The sequence below is a fragment of the Micromonospora sp. D75 genome, assembly GCF_018070405.1.
Classification (GTDB): domain Bacteria; phylum Actinomycetota; class Actinomycetes; order Mycobacteriales; family Micromonosporaceae; genus Micromonospora; species Micromonospora chalcea.
This window is the reverse complement of sequence record NZ_JAGPXV010000074.1, coordinates 1-14,681: the sequence shown is the minus strand read 5'-3', so window position 1 is coordinate 14,681 and position 14,681 is coordinate 1. Positions and strand designations below refer to the sequence as shown.

At 73.0% G+C, this 14,681-nt stretch carries 14 protein-coding genes and 2 pseudogenes; 6 read left to right on the top strand and 10 right to left on the bottom strand.

The annotated features are described in order from the left end of the window. The 6 genes and pseudogenes from KBX39_RS07360 to KBX39_RS07335 all read right to left on the bottom strand — a co-directional run. A pseudogene (locus KBX39_RS07360) lies at positions 1-134 on the bottom strand (acetaldehyde dehydrogenase (acetylating)); the annotation flags it as partial. Beyond that, complete coding sequence (locus tag KBX39_RS07355) at positions 131-928, bottom strand: 2-keto-4-pentenoate hydratase (protein ID WP_210869714.1); 798 nt, start codon at positions 926-928, stop codon at positions 131-133. The pseudogene KBX39_RS07360 and the gene KBX39_RS07355, both read right to left, overlap by 4 nt. A 56-nt stretch (positions 929-984) precedes the next feature. Then, complete coding sequence (locus KBX39_RS07350) at positions 985-2,466, bottom strand: 2-hydroxymuconic semialdehyde dehydrogenase (RefSeq protein ID WP_210869716.1); 1,482 nt, start codon at positions 2,464-2,466, stop codon at positions 985-987. 20 nt (positions 2,467-2,486) lie between these two features. Next, the gene (locus tag KBX39_RS07345; RefSeq protein ID WP_210869712.1) at positions 2,487-3,815 is read right to left on the bottom strand and encodes an NAD(P)/FAD-dependent oxidoreductase; all 1,329 of its coding nucleotides are present in this window, start codon (positions 3,813-3,815) and stop codon (positions 2,487-2,489) included. After that, positions 3,812-5,092, bottom strand: coding sequence for a kynureninase (gene kynU, locus KBX39_RS07340; protein WP_210869710.1), 1,281 nt, complete (start codon positions 5,090-5,092; stop codon positions 3,812-3,814). Before kynU ends, KBX39_RS07345 begins: the two co-directional genes overlap by 4 nt. A gap of 14 nt (positions 5,093-5,106) precedes the next feature. Then, on the bottom strand, positions 5,107-5,985 hold the full coding sequence (locus KBX39_RS07335) for a tryptophan 2,3-dioxygenase family protein (protein WP_210869708.1): 879 nt from the start codon (positions 5,983-5,985) through the stop codon (positions 5,107-5,109). A gap of 148 nt (positions 5,986-6,133) precedes the next feature. Between KBX39_RS07335 and KBX39_RS07330 the strand changes: the two genes are divergently transcribed. From KBX39_RS07330 to KBX39_RS07320, 3 genes are all read left to right on the top strand, one after another. Beyond that, positions 6,134-6,574 (top strand): Lrp/AsnC family transcriptional regulator, encoded by a 441-nt coding sequence (locus KBX39_RS07330; RefSeq protein WP_030502195.1) that lies wholly within the window; start codon positions 6,134-6,136, stop codon positions 6,572-6,574. A gap of 79 nt (positions 6,575-6,653) precedes the next feature. Continuing rightward, positions 6,654-7,163 (top strand): hypothetical protein, encoded by a 510-nt coding sequence (locus KBX39_RS07325; protein ID WP_043328906.1) that lies wholly within the window; start codon positions 6,654-6,656, stop codon positions 7,161-7,163. 12 nt (positions 7,164-7,175) lie between these two features. Beyond that, entirely contained in the window at positions 7,176-8,033 is an 858-nt protein-coding gene (locus KBX39_RS07320; protein ID WP_043328904.1) for a class F sortase, read from the top strand. 9 nt (positions 8,034-8,042) lie between these two features. On the opposite strand, the gene KBX39_RS07315 is transcribed toward KBX39_RS07320, so the two are convergent. Together KBX39_RS07315 and KBX39_RS07310 are read right to left on the bottom strand one after the other, a co-directional pair. Next, a complete protein-coding gene (locus tag KBX39_RS07315; RefSeq protein ID WP_030502198.1) occupies positions 8,043-8,582 on the bottom strand; it encodes an HNH endonuclease in 540 nt (179 codons plus the stop codon). Between the two features lie 200 nt (positions 8,583-8,782). Further along, entirely contained in the window at positions 8,783-10,240 is a 1,458-nt protein-coding gene (locus tag KBX39_RS07310) for a D-glucuronyl C5-epimerase family protein (RefSeq protein WP_209962962.1), read from the bottom strand. A 176-nt stretch (positions 10,241-10,416) separates the two neighbouring features. Here KBX39_RS07310 and KBX39_RS07305 point away from each other — a divergent pair, with 176 nt between their 5' ends. From KBX39_RS07305 to KBX39_RS07295, 3 genes are all read left to right on the top strand, one after another. Beyond that, positions 10,417-11,472 carry a mechanosensitive ion channel family protein gene (locus KBX39_RS07305; RefSeq protein WP_223201338.1) on the top strand — a complete coding sequence of 352 codons (1,056 nt, stop codon included), beginning with the start codon at positions 10,417-10,419 and terminating at the stop codon, positions 11,470-11,472. 236 nt (positions 11,473-11,708) lie between these two features. Beyond that, the gene (locus tag KBX39_RS07300) at positions 11,709-13,082 is read left to right on the top strand and encodes an MFS transporter (RefSeq protein WP_043328901.1); all 1,374 of its coding nucleotides are present in this window, start codon (positions 11,709-11,711) and stop codon (positions 13,080-13,082) included. A gap of 78 nt (positions 13,083-13,160) precedes the next feature. Beyond that, positions 13,161-13,547, top strand: coding sequence for a globin (locus KBX39_RS07295; RefSeq protein ID WP_051611386.1), 387 nt, complete (start codon positions 13,161-13,163; stop codon positions 13,545-13,547). A gap of 12 nt (positions 13,548-13,559) precedes the next feature. Here KBX39_RS07295 and KBX39_RS07290 read toward each other — a convergent pair whose 3' ends face one another. Next, positions 13,560-14,144, bottom strand: coding sequence for a YbjN domain-containing protein (locus tag KBX39_RS07290; protein ID WP_043328898.1), 585 nt, complete (start codon positions 14,142-14,144; stop codon positions 13,560-13,562). Positions 14,145-14,275: 131 nt separating this feature from the next. Beyond that, positions 14,276-14,681 (bottom strand): annotated as a pseudogene (locus KBX39_RS07285) (hypothetical protein); the annotation flags it as partial.

Here is a 14,681-nt window from a genome sequence, read left to right as displayed (position 1 = left end):
GCCAGACCGTCCGAGGCCGGGTCGATGCCGGCCATCGCCACCATGCGCAGGCTCTCACTGAGCCGCAGCACCTTGATCATCAGGTCGGTGCCGATGTTGCCCGACCCGAGCACCGCCACTCCGACGCCGCTCATGAGCTTCCCTCCCGCGAGAAACAGGTACGCACCGAGCCGAGCCCGGAGATGCGCGCCTCGTACGCGGCGCCGGGCGTGACCGGCACCATCGGGCCGAGCGCGCCGGAGAGCACCACGTCACCGGCCTTGAGCGGATCGCCCGCCCGGGCCATGGTCGCGGCCAGCCACTGCAGCGCGTGCAGCGGGTTGCCGAGGCAGGCCGCGCCCGCGCCGACCGAGACCGGCTCACCGGCGTGCTCCAGCACCATGCCGCACAACCGCAGGTCCAGGTCGGCGAGCCGCCGGGGCGCGGTGCCGAGCACGAACAGCCCGCTGGAGGCGTTGTCCGCCACCGTGTCCACGATGGAGATGTCCCAGTCGGCGACCCGCGAGTCGACGATCTCGATGGCCGGCAGCACGTGGTCCACCGCCCGGATCAGGTCGACAGTGGTGACCCGCTCGTCCGGCAGGTCCGCGCCGAGCACGAAGGCGATCTCCGCCTCCACCCGCGGCTGGAGCAGCCGGTCGATCGGCACCTCGACGCCGTCGCCGACGGCCATGTCGTCGAAGAGCACCCCGAAGTCGGGCTGGAAGACGCCGAAGCTCTCCTGCACGGTTCGCGACGTCAGGCCGATCTTCGCGCCGACGCGGCGGTGCCCCTTGCCCAGCCGTTGCCGGGTGTAGACCTGCTGCACCTGGTACGCGGCCTCGACGTCGCCCTCGGGCAGCAGCCGGCCGCGCAGCGGCGGGCAGGGTTTGCCCTCCTGCCGGGCCACCGCGAGTTCCCGGTTGGCGGCCTCGATGTCCACGGTCATGGCGGTTCCTCGCTTACGTCGCTGGGGATTCCGGCCATTCTGCCCACCACGCGCGCTCATGACAGGTCCACACAGACGTTTGTCAGTTCGGAATAGAAGTCGAGCGAGTGCACGCCGCCCTCGCGGCCGACACCCGACGCCTTCACCCCGCCGAACGGGGTGCGCAGGTCGCGCAGGAACCAGGTGTTCACCCAGACGATGCCGGCGTCGAGCCGGGCGCCGGCCCGGTGCGCCCGGCCCACGTCCCGCGTCCACACCGTCGCGGCCAGGCCGTAGTCGGTACCGTTGGCCAGCGCGAACGCCTCGTCCTCGTCGTCGAACGGCGCGACGTGCACCACCGGGCCGAAGATCTCCTCCTGGTTGGTGCGGGCGTCCGCGCCGAGGCCGGTGAGCACCGTCGGCTGCACGTACGCCCCGCCGTCGCGGCCGTCGCCGAAGCGCGGCGTACCGCCGCCCGCGCGGACCTCGGCGCCCTCGGCGCGGGCCAGCGCGTAGTGGCCGAGCACCTTGTCCCGGTGCCCGTGCGAGATCAGCGGCATGTTCGCCGTCGCCTCGTCGTCCGGCCAGCCGTACGCTAGCTCGTCGGCACGCTTGGCCAGCCGCGCGGTGAACTCCTCGAACACCGGCCGCTGCACGTAGATGCGCTCGGTGCACAGGCACACCTGGCCGCCGTTTGTGAAACTGGACCGCACCGAGCCGGCCACCGCCGCGTCCAGGTCGGCGTCGGCGAACACCAGGCCGGCGTTCTTGCCGCCGAGCTCGAAGCTGACCGCCTTCACCCCGTCGGCGGCGGCGCGCATGATCGCGCTGCCGGTGGCCGACTCGCCGGTGAACGTGATCGCGTCCACGCCCGGGTGGCGGGTCAGGTGCTCGCCGGCCGAGCCCGGGCCGAAGCCGTGCACCAGGTTGAACACGCCGTCCGGCACGCCCGCCGCGGCCATCACCTCGGCCAGCAGCGTGGCCGAGGCCGGGGTCTCCTCGCTGGGCTTGACCACCACGGCGTTGCCGCAGGCCAGGGCCGGCGCGACCTTCCAGGTGAGCAGCAGCAGCGGCAGGTTCCACGGCACGATCACCGCGACCACGCCGACCGGCTTGCGGACCGCGTAGTTCAGCGCCCGGCCACCGGTCGGGGTGACAGTGGTGAACGACTCGGTGGGCGCGGTCGCGACGATCTCGGCGAACGCGCGGAAGTTGGCCGCGCCGCGCGGGATGTCGAGCGTCCGGGCCTGCGAGATGGCCTTGCCGGTGTCCGCCACCTCGGCGGCAACCAGGTCGTCGAAGCGCCGCTCCAGCTCGTCGGCGACCCGGCGCAGCACCTCGGCGCGTTCCCGCTCCCCCATCCGGCCCCACGGGCCGCGCAGCGCCGCCCGGGCCGCGGCCACCGCGTCGTCCACCGTGGACTGCGACGCCTCGACCACCTCGAACACCGGCTCGCCGGTGACCGGGCTGCGCTTGGTGAACCGGGAGCCGGCGTCGACGAACGCGCCGCCGACGAAGTTGCGCAGCAGGCCGGGGCCGTCCGGCGCGTGCCCGGCCATCAGCCGGGGATCCCAGAGCGTCATCGCCGCCGCCCCAGCGCCGCGCGGACCCCACCGGCCAGCAGCGCCACCGCGCCGGCCGCTACCGCGCCGACCACCGCGTACTGCGCGCGCACCCGGCGGCGCACCTGCGCGTACGGGGTGGTCGAGAACGAGACCAGCTCGTACTGGGAGACGTAGCGGCCGGGCAGCGCGCGCTCCAGCGCGTGCTCGACCTGCTTGCGGGTCCGGAACACCGGCGAGGCGACCTTGTCCCGCATCTCCACGAAGTTCGCCAGCGCCATCCGGGCGATCGCCTCCGCGTTGTCCTGGCGGCGGTGCTGGAACAGCGGCAGCGCGGCGGCCCACTCGTCGTCGCACTCGTCGAGGCAGCGGTCCAGCTCGACCACGTCCTCGAACGCGCAGTTCGCGCCCTGGCCGTAGAACGGCACGATGGCGTGCGCGGCGTCGCCGATCAGGCCGACCTTCCCGGCCACCTGCCACGGCGTGCAGCGCACCGTGCCGAGCAGGCCGATCGGGTTGTGCTGGTAGTCGTCGACCAGGTTCGGGGCCAGCGGGACCAGGTCCGGGTAGTGGGTGGCGAAGAACCGCTCGATCGCGGCCGGGCTGCTCAGCGACGCGAAGCTGCGCGTGCCGTGGGTCGGCCAGAAGAGCGTGCAGGTGAAGGAGCGGTCCGGGTTCGGCAGCGCGATCATCATCGAGGTGCCGCGCGGCCAGATGTGCAGCGCGCCCGGGTCGAGCGCGAACTCCCCGCCCAGCGGCGGGATGGTCAGCTCCTTGTAGCCGTAGTCGAGGAAGTCGAGGCTCTCGGTCAGGCCCCCGTACGCGAGCAGTTGCCCGCGCACCGCGGAGCCGGCGCCGTCGGCGCCGAGGATGACCGAGGCGGTGGCGGTGACCTTGCCCTGCGGGGTCTCGAACGTCATCTCGCCGCCGAGCGGGTCGAGGCCGACCAGCCGGTGGTCGAACGCGACGCGCACGTTCGGCAGCGCGGCGGCGGCGTCCAGCAGCGCGTTGTTCAGCGCGCCCCGGCTGATCGAGTTGATCGCCCGGTCCCCGGAGCCGCTGTAGGACTGGAACTCCGGCTCACCCTCGACCGGGTGGATCATGCGGCCGCGCATCGGCAGCGCGTCCGCCATCACCTCGTCCTCCAGGCCGATGCGGCGCAGCGCGTCCAGGCCGCGCTCGGACAGCGCCAGGTTGATCGAGCGGCCCCGCTCGACGGTGCCGGTACGCGGGTCGGGCCGCCGCTCGTAGAGGGCCACCGGGTAGCCGCGCCGGGCCAGGTAGCAGGCCAGCAGGCAGCCGGCCAGCCCGGCGCCGACGACAGCGATCTCGTCGCGCTCCGTCATGACCCCTCCTTCTCAACCGTTGCCGCCAGGGCCTCGGCGACCCGCCAGCAGTCGTGGTACGTCGAGTAGAGCGGCACCGGGGCGAACCGGACGATGTCCGGCTCCCGGGCGTCGGCGACGACGCCGTGCTCGTGCCGCAGCCGCTTGGTCAGCTCGTTCGCGCTGCCCACCCCGATCCGCACCGAGAGCTGGCAGCCGCGCCGGGCCGGGTCGCGCGGGGTGACCACGCTCAGCGGGCGGCCCGGCGTGACCTCGTCGAGCAGCTGCTCCAGCCAGGCGGTGAGCCGCAGGCTGCGCTCGCGCAGCGCCGGCATGCCGACGGAGTCGAACAGCTCCAGCGAGGTACGCACCGGGCCCATCGCGAAGATCGGCGGGTTGGAGATCTGCCACGCCTCGACGGTGGCCGGCGGCCGGGACACCGGGGTCATCTCGAACCGGGTGGCCGCCTCGGTGCTCCACCAGCCCTCGAAGCGCTGGATCGACGGGTCGCCGAGGTGCCGTTCGTGGACGAAGACGCCGCCCAGCGCGCCCGGGCCGGAGTTGAGGTACTTGTAGGAGCACCAGGCCGCGAAGTCGACGTCCCAGTCGTGCAGCGCCAGCGGCACGTTGCCGGCGGCGTGCGCCAGGTCCCAGCCGACCACCGCGCCCGCGGCCCGCCCGGCGGCGGTGATGGTGGGGATGTCCATCAGCTCGCCGGTCAGGTAGTTCACGCCGCCGAGCATCAGCAGCGCCACGGTGTGGCCCTCGCGGGCCAGGAAGTCCAGCACGTCCTGCGTGCCGAGCGTGTCGGAGCCGGGGCGCGGCTTGAGGCGGACGACAGTGGTGTCCGGGTCCAGGCCGTGGAAGCGGGCCTGGCTGCGCACGGCGTAGCTGTCCGAGGGGAACGCGCTGTCCTCGATGACGATGCGGGTGCGCTCGCCGGCCGGCCGGTAGAAGCTCACCATCAGCAGGTGCAGGTTGACCGTGAGGGAGTTCATCACCACGGTCTCGGCGGGCAGCGCGCCGACCAGGCGGGCGGCCGGCGCGGTCAGCAGCTCGTGGTACGGCAGCCAGGGCCGCTCCGACTCCAGGTGCCCCTCCACGCCCAGGCGCTGCCAGGCGTCGAGGTCGGCGAGGAGCTCGTCCCTCGTGGCCCGGGGCTGGAGGCCGAGCGAGTTGCCGGCCAGGTACGCCGTGTCCGGGTAGCGCCCGCCGTCGGCGGGTGGGATGTGGAACAGGTGCCGGTGACCGGGGTCGTCGGCGTCGCGGCGGAGGGCTTCGTTCTCGGGGGTGTGCATGCTGTTCTCTCTCGTCACATCGCGGTGCGGGCCGACCACAGCTCGGGGAAGACCACCCGGGCCATGCTGCGCTGCAACCATGCCAGTCCGGCGGAACCGCCGCTGCCGACCTTGGCGCCCATGGTGCGCTGCACGGCCTTGACGTGGTTCCAGCGCCAGTCGCCGAACTCCTCGGCGATCTCGGTCAGCGCGTCGCCGAGCAGGCGCAGGTGGTTGTCCGGGCCGCTGTCGCCGTAGATCCGGACCCAGGCCGCCTCGATCGCCGGGTGCGCCTCGTGCTCGGTGTTGACGTCCCGCTCCAGCAGCTCGGCCGGCACGTCGAAGCCCTTGCGGGCCAGCAGCGCCACCACCTCGTCCCAGAGGCTCGGCGTGGCGAGCGCGGCGGTCAGCTCGTCGTACACGTCGGTCTGCCGGCGGAACGGGCGGATCAGCGCCCGGTCGCGCAGGCCGAGCAGGAACTCCAGCTGCCGGTACATCGCGGACTGGAAGCCGGAGCCCTCGCCGAGCCGGTCGCGGAAGCGGTTGAAGTCGGCCGGGCTCATCCAGCGCAGGCCGTGCCAGGCGGCGTTGAGGCCCTCCAGGTGCAGGGCGGCCCGGCGCAGCGGGGGCAGCGCCTCCCAGATCCGGTCCTCGCGCAGCTCGCGCTTGGCGTGCCGCAGCTCGTGGCAGGTCAGCCCGAAGTACAGCTCCATGATCTGGCTGACCATCAGGAAGGACATCTCGCCCGGGTCGTCGCTGAGCGGCTCCTGGAGCCGGTGCAGGGTGCTGGCCCGTACGTAGGCGTCGTACGGCACGCGCTCGGCGAATTCCAGCGTCGGCTCGCCGCCGTTGCGTGCCGCCCGAGCCGCCCGTTCCTGGGGGGTTACCGGGCGCACCGCCGTCGTCTGTTCCACAGTCGTTCTCCGTCCGTGCGCGGGGTAGACGTCATGATCCCGCTGGTGGGCGGCCGAATGGAATGCCTGTTCAACGGCGGTATGGTGGTCTCACCTCGCGAACCGAAACCATCTCGCGTCGCTCCCTTTACGGAAGGAAGGTCCCCGCGTGGACGACATGGACTGGGCGTTGCTGCGTGAGCTCCAGGCCGACGCCCGGCTCTCGTACAGCGAGTTGTCCCGCCGGGTCCACCTGTCCCCGCCCGCGGTGGCCGAACGGGTGCGGCGGCTGGAGGAGTCCGGCGTGATCACCGGCTACCACGCCCACGTCGACCTCACCCGGGCCGGACGCACGGTGCTCGCCCTGATCCGGATGTCCTGCTACGGCGCGCGCTGCATCCTCAACGACCCCGAGGTGGCCGGCTGGCCGGAGATCATGGAGATCCACCGGATCACCGGGGACGCCTGCAGCATGCTCAAGGTCGCCGCCACCAACATGGGCGAGTTCGAGGAGGTCATCGACCGGCTCGCCCCGTACGGCCAGCCGTCCAGCACGATGGTGCTCTCCACGCCGCTGGCCTGGCATCCCGTGGTGAAGGCGCCTCGTTAGCTTCCCCTGCCCCCCGGGAAAGCAGCCGCCGCTGCCCGTCAGTGGGTCCGGCGCACCGTCGCGCCGGGAGGGGGGAACCATGCGAGGGCTCCTGTCACACCGCGTGCTGTCGTCCGTACTGGGCCTGTTCGGCCTGGTCGCGACGTTCGTCCTGGCGACCGCGCCACCGGCGCGGGCCGGCGAGAGCGTGTTCATCGAGGTGACGCCGAACAGCGTCCAGGCCGGTTCCCGGGTGAGCCTGCGGGCCGGCTGCGACAACAGCAACAACCGTCAGGCCCAGGTCACCTCGGACGCCTTCGGGCGGGTGACGCTGCGGCCCGACAACGGCTTCCTCACCGGCTCGGTCACCGTGCCCGGCAACAAGGCGCCCGGCGACTACCCGGTGAACCTGGACTGCTCCAACGGCAACACCGCCTCGACCATGCTCACCGTGCTGAACATGGCGCAGCCGAGCAAGGGACCGGCGACCGGCGGTGGGGGCGCCGCGGGCGGCCGGGGCACCGGCTCGCTGCTGCTGGTCGGCGGGCTGGTGGCGGTGGCAGTGGTGGCCGGTGTGAGCGCCCGCCGCAAGACCGGTAACCGCGTCTGACGAGGCGCCGACATGGCCCGCAAATCGCGCCGCCGGGACCGCGCCGGCCCGGCGGCGGACCGCACCCGCCGTCGCGCCGCCGGCCGCCGGCCGCCGGAGCGCGCGAAACGGCTCCGGGCCGCGCTGCGGCTGACGTCCCGGGCCGCGCGCCGGTTCGCCCATGTCGCCGGGCACGCCTTCACGGCCAGCGTCACCACCGCCGACCCGCGGCCGGTCCCGGCCCGCGCCGCACCGGCCACCACCCGCCGGTACGCCCCGAGCCGCAACCCGGGTGTCCCGGTGCTCGTGGTGGCGAGCGTGATGGCGCTGATCGTGGCCATGCTCGGGCTGGAACGGGTGACCGGGGTCAGCGTGCTGCCGGACCGGATCGTCGCCGGCCTGCGCCCGCCGCCGAAGAAGTTCCCGGTGCTGCCGGCCAGCCCGCCGACCGACCTGAGCATCGGCAAGCTCGACCTGCGCGCGCCGGTGCACCGCGTCGGAATCGCGCCGGACGGCAGCATCGACGTGCCGGACGTGGACCGGGCCGGCGAGGTCGGCTGGTACGACCAGGGCCCCACCCCCGGCCAGTACGGCCCGGCGGTGCTCGTCGGGCACGTCGACACCACCACCGGGCCGGCCGTCTTCCACGGGCTGAAGAACCTCGACGACGGCGACCGGATCGAGGTGACCCGCGAGGACCGCTCGGTGGCGGTGTTCGAGGTGACCTCGATCGAGCGGTACGGCAAGGAGAAACTGCCGGTGGAGGACGTCTACGGCGACTTCAGCCGGCCCAACCTGCGGCTGATCACCTGCGGTGGGCGCTGGGTGGGCGGCGAGACCGGGTACGCGGACAACCTGGTCGTCTACGCCTCGCTGGTCAAGGCGCGCTGAGCGCTCCGGTCAGGCCGCCTCGGACTCGGGCTCGCGCAGGTCGAGCCAGTCCGCCCAGCGCGGGTCGGGCGCGCGGTGCCCGAGAACCCGCCAGGCCGCCCCTTTCGGGGCGGCCGGCAGGTGGTGCAGCCGCCAGCCCAGCTCGGCCGGCGTCTTGTCGCCTTTGGTGTGGTTGCACCGCGCGCACGCGGCGACCACGTTCTCCCAGGCGTGCCGGCCACCCCGGCTGCGCGGGAACACGTGGTCGATGGTCTCCGCCGGCCCCCGGCAGTACGCGCACCGCCACCCGTCGCGGGCGAACACGGCCCGCCGGGACAGCCCGACGTGGGTGCGGTAGGGCACCCGGACGTAGCGGGTCAGGCGTACCACTGAGGGCACCGGTAACGCGTTGCGCGCGCTGTGCAGGATGCCCTCGCCGTCGGCGACGCAGATCGCCTTGGCGGAGAGCACGAGGATCGCGGCACGACGCACCGACACGACGCACAGGGGTTCGTAGGTGGCGTTGAGAACGAGCGCACCGGAGCCCGCCGTGGGTCGTATGTCAGGCATCGCGCTCACCCTCCCGGTCCAGCCGCTCCCGCCGTCTGCGCGCCGGAACCGCCCGCGAACAGCGCGGAACGAATTCCGACGCCGGCCGGATCACCGACGTCCGTTGCGCCAATAGTCCCTGATCGCGCCCTCGATTGCACGCACGAATCTGCAAGCGGCCCACCGGATCACCCGCACCGGGGCGGTCCGGCGCGCTCGCGCTACGCCGTGCCGACGCTACGCAGGGTGCCCAGCCGGACCCACTGGCCCTCGTGCGGGCCGGCGGCCAGGCGGTAGTGCTGGACGCCGTCGATGGCGGCGCGCAGATCCACTGTCACGGTGTCACCGACGGCGAGGCCGGCGGTCACCGCCGTCACCTTCCCGGCGTCGTCCAGGGAGTACGCCCTGCCGGGCGCGGCGACGACCACCGCCGAGCGCGGGATGCGGTAGCCGATCGGCGCCGCTCTCCCGATCTGGTACGACCGGCCGGGGATCTCCTGGACCAGGTACCCGCTCAGGCTCCCCTCGCTGATGTCGTACCAGATGCCGGTCTGCCGCATCACCTTGTGCCGTTCCGTGGAGGCCGCCTCGGTCGGCCTGGTCAGGGAGATCCGCTTGCGGTCCAGGACCGTGCCGGCCGCGTCGAACTTGTAGCCGACGTGGTCCCCGGGGGCGAGCCGGATCGTTCCGGACACCCCGTAGGTGGGGTGGTCGGAGTAGAACAGGTCCATGATCCCGGCGAAGGTCGGGTCGCCGGTGATCGCGTGCAGCACGGCGTGCTGGATGATGTGCGTCGAGTGGTACATGCCCGCGTCCTTGCGGTGGGTGAGGCAGTACCGGCTCCGCCACTGGCGGGTGCGGACGAGGTGGTGGGCGTCCCGGGCGGTGGTGATCGCGCCCTGGAGCATCTGGCGGGCCCGGGCGTCGCGGCTCAGGCTCCAGTAGTCCCAGAGCCCGAAGGCCGAGAAGACGTGCCCGTTGTAGGTCTGGTCGCCGCGCACCCGCGTCGGGTGGGCGTACTCCTCAAGCCAGAGCAGCCCGTCCTTGACGTACACCCCCCACGGCAGGCCGCCCACCGGCGGGAGCAGGTAGGACGCGAACGTCGAGTCGGCCGCCTGCCGCCAGTGGGTGCGCTCGCCGACGATCTGCGCCAGCCGGACGAAGAGGCTCATCGCCTGCCCCTGGGCCATCATCGAGTACCACGGCGTCTCGTAGACGTCGGTGCCGCGGTGCATGGCGTGCCGGAACCGGTACGGGTAGAACCAGGCGTCCCGCCGCACGACCCGCCTGTCGATCAGGCGCTGCGCCTGCGCCATCGCCCGCTTGAGGTACACCTGATCGCCGGTGACCCGGTAACTCTCCAGCAGGTTGATGCCGTACTGGGCCTGGGCCACCGGATGGTCGTAGAGCTTCCCGGTGAGCAGCGCCATGCGTACGCCGTGCTCGTCGTGCGTGCCCGTGTCGACGAGCGGCAGCCGCACCCCGCTGTAGTAGGGCCGCTGCCCCTGCGGCAGATCGCGGATCTCGAACGGGTCGCTGCGGAACTTGACAGGCGATTCGGCAGACAGTTTCGCTGCCCCGGTCGCCACCAGCGGCGCGGCACCGGCCGCCGCCGCCACCACCGTCAGCACCTGACGACGGGACCAGGATCGGCGCGCGCCTAAGAGTTCCTCCGTCATGTCGCTTTTCCCCTTGCTCCGCCCAGCTGCGCGCTGGACGGCCAGTCGCGGGGCCCCCGTGCGGGCCGGGGCGTTTTTGCCGCCCCCCGGTACAACGGAGCAGGAAGCAGGGCGGGTTGCCCGGCCGGCGGTGGGTCCGCGCCGGACGGGCGACGCGGGTGCGGTACGAAAGCACTGTGAATCTCTCCGACCTGATCTCCGCCCTGCTGTCCGCCGTCTCCGACCGGCGGCCGGACTGCCAGGGCAGCAGCTCCTGCGAGTGGGTGTACCGGGTCACCGACTCCGCCTGGTTCGCCGAGAGCAGCTACTGGATCCTGTTCAAGCCGCTGCGGGTGGCGCTGATCCTGCTGCTCGCGGTGGCCGCCCGCTGGGCGCTGCACCGGACCATCAACCGGCTGGTGCGGACCACCACCGACGGCGCGGTGCCGACCATGCTCCGCCCGCTGCGGGAGCGGATTCCCAGCGCCACGCCCGACCCGGACCAGTTCGTGCCGGAGCGGCGGCGGCAGCGGGCCGAGGCGATCGGGTCGGTGCTGCGCAGCATGGTCACCGCGTTCGTGTTCGGCATCGCGTTGCTGATGGTGCTCAAGGAGTTCAGCTTCGACCTGGCCCCGCTGCTGGCCAGCGCGGGCATCGCCGGCGTGGCGCTCGGTTTCGGCGCGCAGAGCCTGGTCAAGGACCTGATCGCCGGCCTGTTCATGTTGATCGAGGACCAGTACGGCGTCGGTGACACGGTCGACCTCGGCGAGGCGACGGGCGTGGTGGAGGCGGTGGGCCTGCGGGTGACCACGGTCCGTGACGGCCGCGGGGTGCTCTGGTACATCCGCAACGGGGAGATCGTCCGCGTCGGCAACAAGAGTCAGGGTTGGGCCCTGGTCGTGGTCGACCTGCCGATCGGCTTCGCCGGCACCGAGGAGGCCACGGCGGTGCTGCGTACCGCGGCGGCGTCGGTGGCGCTGGACCCGGAGCTGGCGCCGAAGATCGTCGAGGCGCCGGAGGTCCTCGGCGTCGAGCAGATCACCGTGGACGGCACGGTGATCCGTACCGTCGTCAAGACCACCGCGGACGGGCAGTTCGCGGTGGGCCGGGAGCTGCGCCGCCGCCTCGCCGAGGCGCTGGAGAACTCCGGGATCACGGCGCAGATCGCGGCGGCCCGGCTCTTCCCCGGGCTGCCGCCCCAGACGCCGGCGACGCCCACGGCCGAGGGCACGGGGACCAGCGGACCCACCTGAGTCGCCGGACAAGCCGGACTATTTTCCGGGGGTCGCGCTCCGCGCGGCCCCTCGGGTATCGTCCGTTCGGTTCAGTCGGAGATGCGACGATCAATCCGTTCACCCTAGCCAGTTGTCAGACGATCGGGCAGAATCCGGTGAACACGCTCCACCGGGGAGCGTGCTCGTGTCCTCGCTGATCGGTTGATCTGACGACGGTTCCCGGTCGGGCCATCACAAGTGGTCGACCAGGAACGATGGAGGCGACGGTGTCCGACGAGCGACCCGCCCAGGAGGGCCCGGCCACCTTCCGCGACGTGTTCGGTCAGCCGGAGTTCCGGGCGCTCTTCGCCGCCAACATCCTCTCCTGGGTCGGCGACTATCTCGCCAAGGCCGCGGTCACCGTGCTCGTGCTGCGCGAGACCGAATCGGTCGCGCTCTCCGCCGCCGCGTTCGCGGTCAGCTATCTGCCCTGGCTGCTCGGTGGCCCGTTGCTCTCCGCGCTCGCCGAGCGGCACCGCTACCGCCGGGTCATGGTGATCTGCGACCTGATCCGGATGGCGCTGATGGTGCTCGTCGCCATGCCGTTCATGCCGGCCTGGTCGGTCCTCGCGCTGATCTTCCTGGCCACGCTCGCGAATCCGCCGAGCCAGGCGGCGCGCTCGGCGGTGATGCCGCAGATCCTCACCGGCGACCGGCTGGTGGTGGGCCTGTCCGCGTTCACCAGCGCGTCCCAGGCCGCCCAGGTCGTCGGCTACCTGATCGGCGCGACCATCGCCGCGCTGAACCCGAACGCCGCGCTGCTCGTCAACGCGGCGACCTTCGCCCTGTCGGCCCTGCTGGTCCGCGTCGGCGTACACGACCGGCCGTCGACGATGACCGCGAAGCACCGCAGCCACCTGCTGCGGGAGACCGGCCAGGGCTTCCGCATCGTCTTCGAACGGCCGGTGCTGCGGGCCATCGCGATGCTGGTGTTCAGCGCGATGCTGTTCTCGATCGTCCCCGAAGGGCTGGCCGCCGGCTGGGCCGCCGAGCGCACCGACGGCACGATGGACGCCGGCACCGCCCAGGCGGTCATCATGGCCGCCGGTCCGGTCGGATACGTCCTCGGCGGGGTGATCATCGGGCGGCTGATCGCCCCGGCGCGCCGGTTGGCGCTGATGCGGCCGCTGATGGTGATCGCGCCGGCGGTGCTCGTGCCCGCGCTCCTCGACCCGGCCCCGTCCGTGGTGGCGTTGCTCGCCGCGGCGTGCGGCTTCGCCGTCGCCGGGCTGGTGCCGGTCGCCAACGGGCTGTTCGTGCAGGCCCTGCCGGACGGCTACCGGGCCCGGGCGTTCGGGGTGATGGCCACCGGCACCCAGGTCATCCAGGGCGCCGCGGTGCTCGCCACCGGCGCCCTCGCCGAGCGGTTCTCCGTCCCGTCGGTGGTCGGCGCGTGGAGTGCGGCGGGCGTGCTGCTGATGCTCGTCGCGGCGTTCGCCTGGCCTCGGCCGCGCACCATCGACGCGGCGATCGCGGCCGCCCGCGCCGAGTCGGCCCCGGACGCCGCCGCACCCACGCACGCCGCGCGTGGCCCGGCGGCGGGCGACCGGGGCCGGGAGCACGGCCGGCGCCGGCACGCGGTGACGTGATCCGCGCCGCCCCGCGGGCGGGCGCGACCGCGGGGGCGCACCTGGCAGGATGGAAGCGTGACTTCCCCAGGCGAGTCGATGACCCTCTTCGAGGCGATCGGCGGTGAACCGGCCTTCCGCAAGCTGGTGGACGAGTTCTACGCCGGCGTCGCCGAGGACCCGCTGCTGCGGCCGATGTATCCGGAGGAGGATCTGGGCCCGGCGGCGGACCGGCTGACCCTCTTCCTCATCCAGTACTGGGGTGGGCCGCACACCTACTCCGAGCAGCGCGGGCACCCCCGGCTGCGGATGCGGCACGCCCCGTTCCGGATCGGCGCCGCGGAGCGCGACGCCTGGTTGCTGCACATGCGCCGGGCGGTGGACGCGCTGGACCTGCCGCCGCAGCTCGCCGGCGCGCTCTGGGACTACCTGGAGCGGGCCGCCTACTTCATGGTGAACGTGATGGAGGACCCGGCGGCCGGCTGAGCCGCCCGGCTCTCAGAGCAGCGCGCCCTCGTCGTGCAGCCAGTCGACGAACGTGGTGGCGACCGCGGCGCCGCAGTCGAGCATCTCGACGAGCAGCGCGTCGTGGGCCCCGGCGCCGAGCGGGACCTGGAGTTCGGCGTAGATCGGGAGCTGGCCGCGCTCGGTCGGGTCGCCGATGTACGCCTTGCAGAAGCGGCGGGTGTGGTTCCACTCGTTGACCACCCGGTACGCCCGGTCGGCCCAGTCCGGCGGGACGGTGGCGTGCGGGCGGGCCCGCATCACCAGGATCTCGTCCTCCGGGCCCTCCAGCGCGACGAGCACGGCGTGCCGCTCCCACATGGCCAGCAGGTTGCCGCCGCCGTCGGCCAGGTAGCGCACGTCCAGCAGGTCGAGCGCGTCGCAGACCCGGCTCAGGGTGACCGGGGCGACAGTGGCCGGCATGTCCGCCAGGGCCGGGCGCTCGGGTGCCGGCGCGTCGTCTCCCGGCTGGCGCGGGGTAGGTGGCCCCACCCGGATGGTGTCATCCACTGTGACTCCGCTTCGAGTCTCCGGTTCGCCGCCAGCGGCGGGACCAGGGCGCCATGACCACCACGGCATCGCTCGCGCACCTCACTCCCCAGCGGATCCAATCGCCTACGGTGCGTTGGATCCGAGGAAGGACGGTACCCGGACAGGCGGCATGAGGCATCCCCCCAACGGCCGCCCCAAACCGGAAGGCCGATGATGGGTCATACTTTCGGCTGACCCGGCATCGGCCTGAGTGCAAGATCGGCGACGGTACGCGACCACACCGCCCCGAACGGACCGACGAGCCCGACCCACCGGCCGGCGACCCGCACCTGAACGTCGTCCTCGCCGCTACCGGCGAAGCCCATCCGGACCAGACCCTGCACCAGCCGCTGCGACACCTCCACCGGCATGCGCGGGTCCTCGTCCGGCGTCACCACCACGGCGACGTGGTCCAGCAGCGCGTCCCGCAGCACCCGCTGACCCACCGCGCGGCCGGCCACCCCGTGCGTGGCCGCCTCGCGCAGCGTCCCGGCCGCCGCCTCCGCGATCCGGCGCAACTCCGCGCCGGGCAGCGTCTCCACCACGCGGCTGGCAGCCGGTGGGAGCTGCCAGCGCCAGCCGTCG

Excerpts from the sequence above, each read along its gene's own strand:
- KBX39_RS07355 (WP_210869714.1), bottom strand. The coding sequence starts at position 928 with ATGACCGTGGACATCGAGGCCGCCAACCGGGAACTCGCGGTGGCCCGG.
- KBX39_RS07350 (WP_210869716.1), bottom strand. The coding sequence starts at position 2,466 with ATGGCCGGGCACGCGCCGGACGGCCCCGGCCTGCTGCGCAACTTCGTC.
- KBX39_RS07345 (WP_210869712.1), bottom strand. The coding sequence starts at position 3,815 with ATGACGGAGCGCGACGAGATCGCTGTCGTCGGCGCCGGGCTGGCCGGC.
- kynU (WP_210869710.1), bottom strand. The coding sequence starts at position 5,092 with ATGCACACCCCCGAGAACGAAGCCCTCCGCCGCGACGCCGACGACCCC.
- KBX39_RS07325 (WP_043328906.1), top strand. The coding sequence starts at position 6,654 with ATGCGAGGGCTCCTGTCACACCGCGTGCTGTCGTCCGTACTGGGCCTG.
- KBX39_RS07320 (WP_043328904.1), top strand. The coding sequence starts at position 7,176 with ATGGCCCGCAAATCGCGCCGCCGGGACCGCGCCGGCCCGGCGGCGGAC.
- KBX39_RS07315 (WP_030502198.1), bottom strand. The coding sequence starts at position 8,582 with ATGCCTGACATACGACCCACGGCGGGCTCCGGTGCGCTCGTTCTCAAC.
- KBX39_RS07310 (WP_209962962.1), bottom strand. The coding sequence starts at position 10,240 with ATGACGGAGGAACTCTTAGGCGCGCGCCGATCCTGGTCCCGTCGTCAG.
- KBX39_RS07300 (WP_043328901.1), top strand. The coding sequence starts at position 11,709 with ATGGAGGCGACGGTGTCCGACGAGCGACCCGCCCAGGAGGGCCCGGCC.
- KBX39_RS07295 (WP_051611386.1), top strand. The coding sequence starts at position 13,161 with ATGACCCTCTTCGAGGCGATCGGCGGTGAACCGGCCTTCCGCAAGCTG.
- KBX39_RS07290 (WP_043328898.1), bottom strand. The coding sequence starts at position 14,144 with ATGCCGTGGTGGTCATGGCGCCCTGGTCCCGCCGCTGGCGGCGAACCG.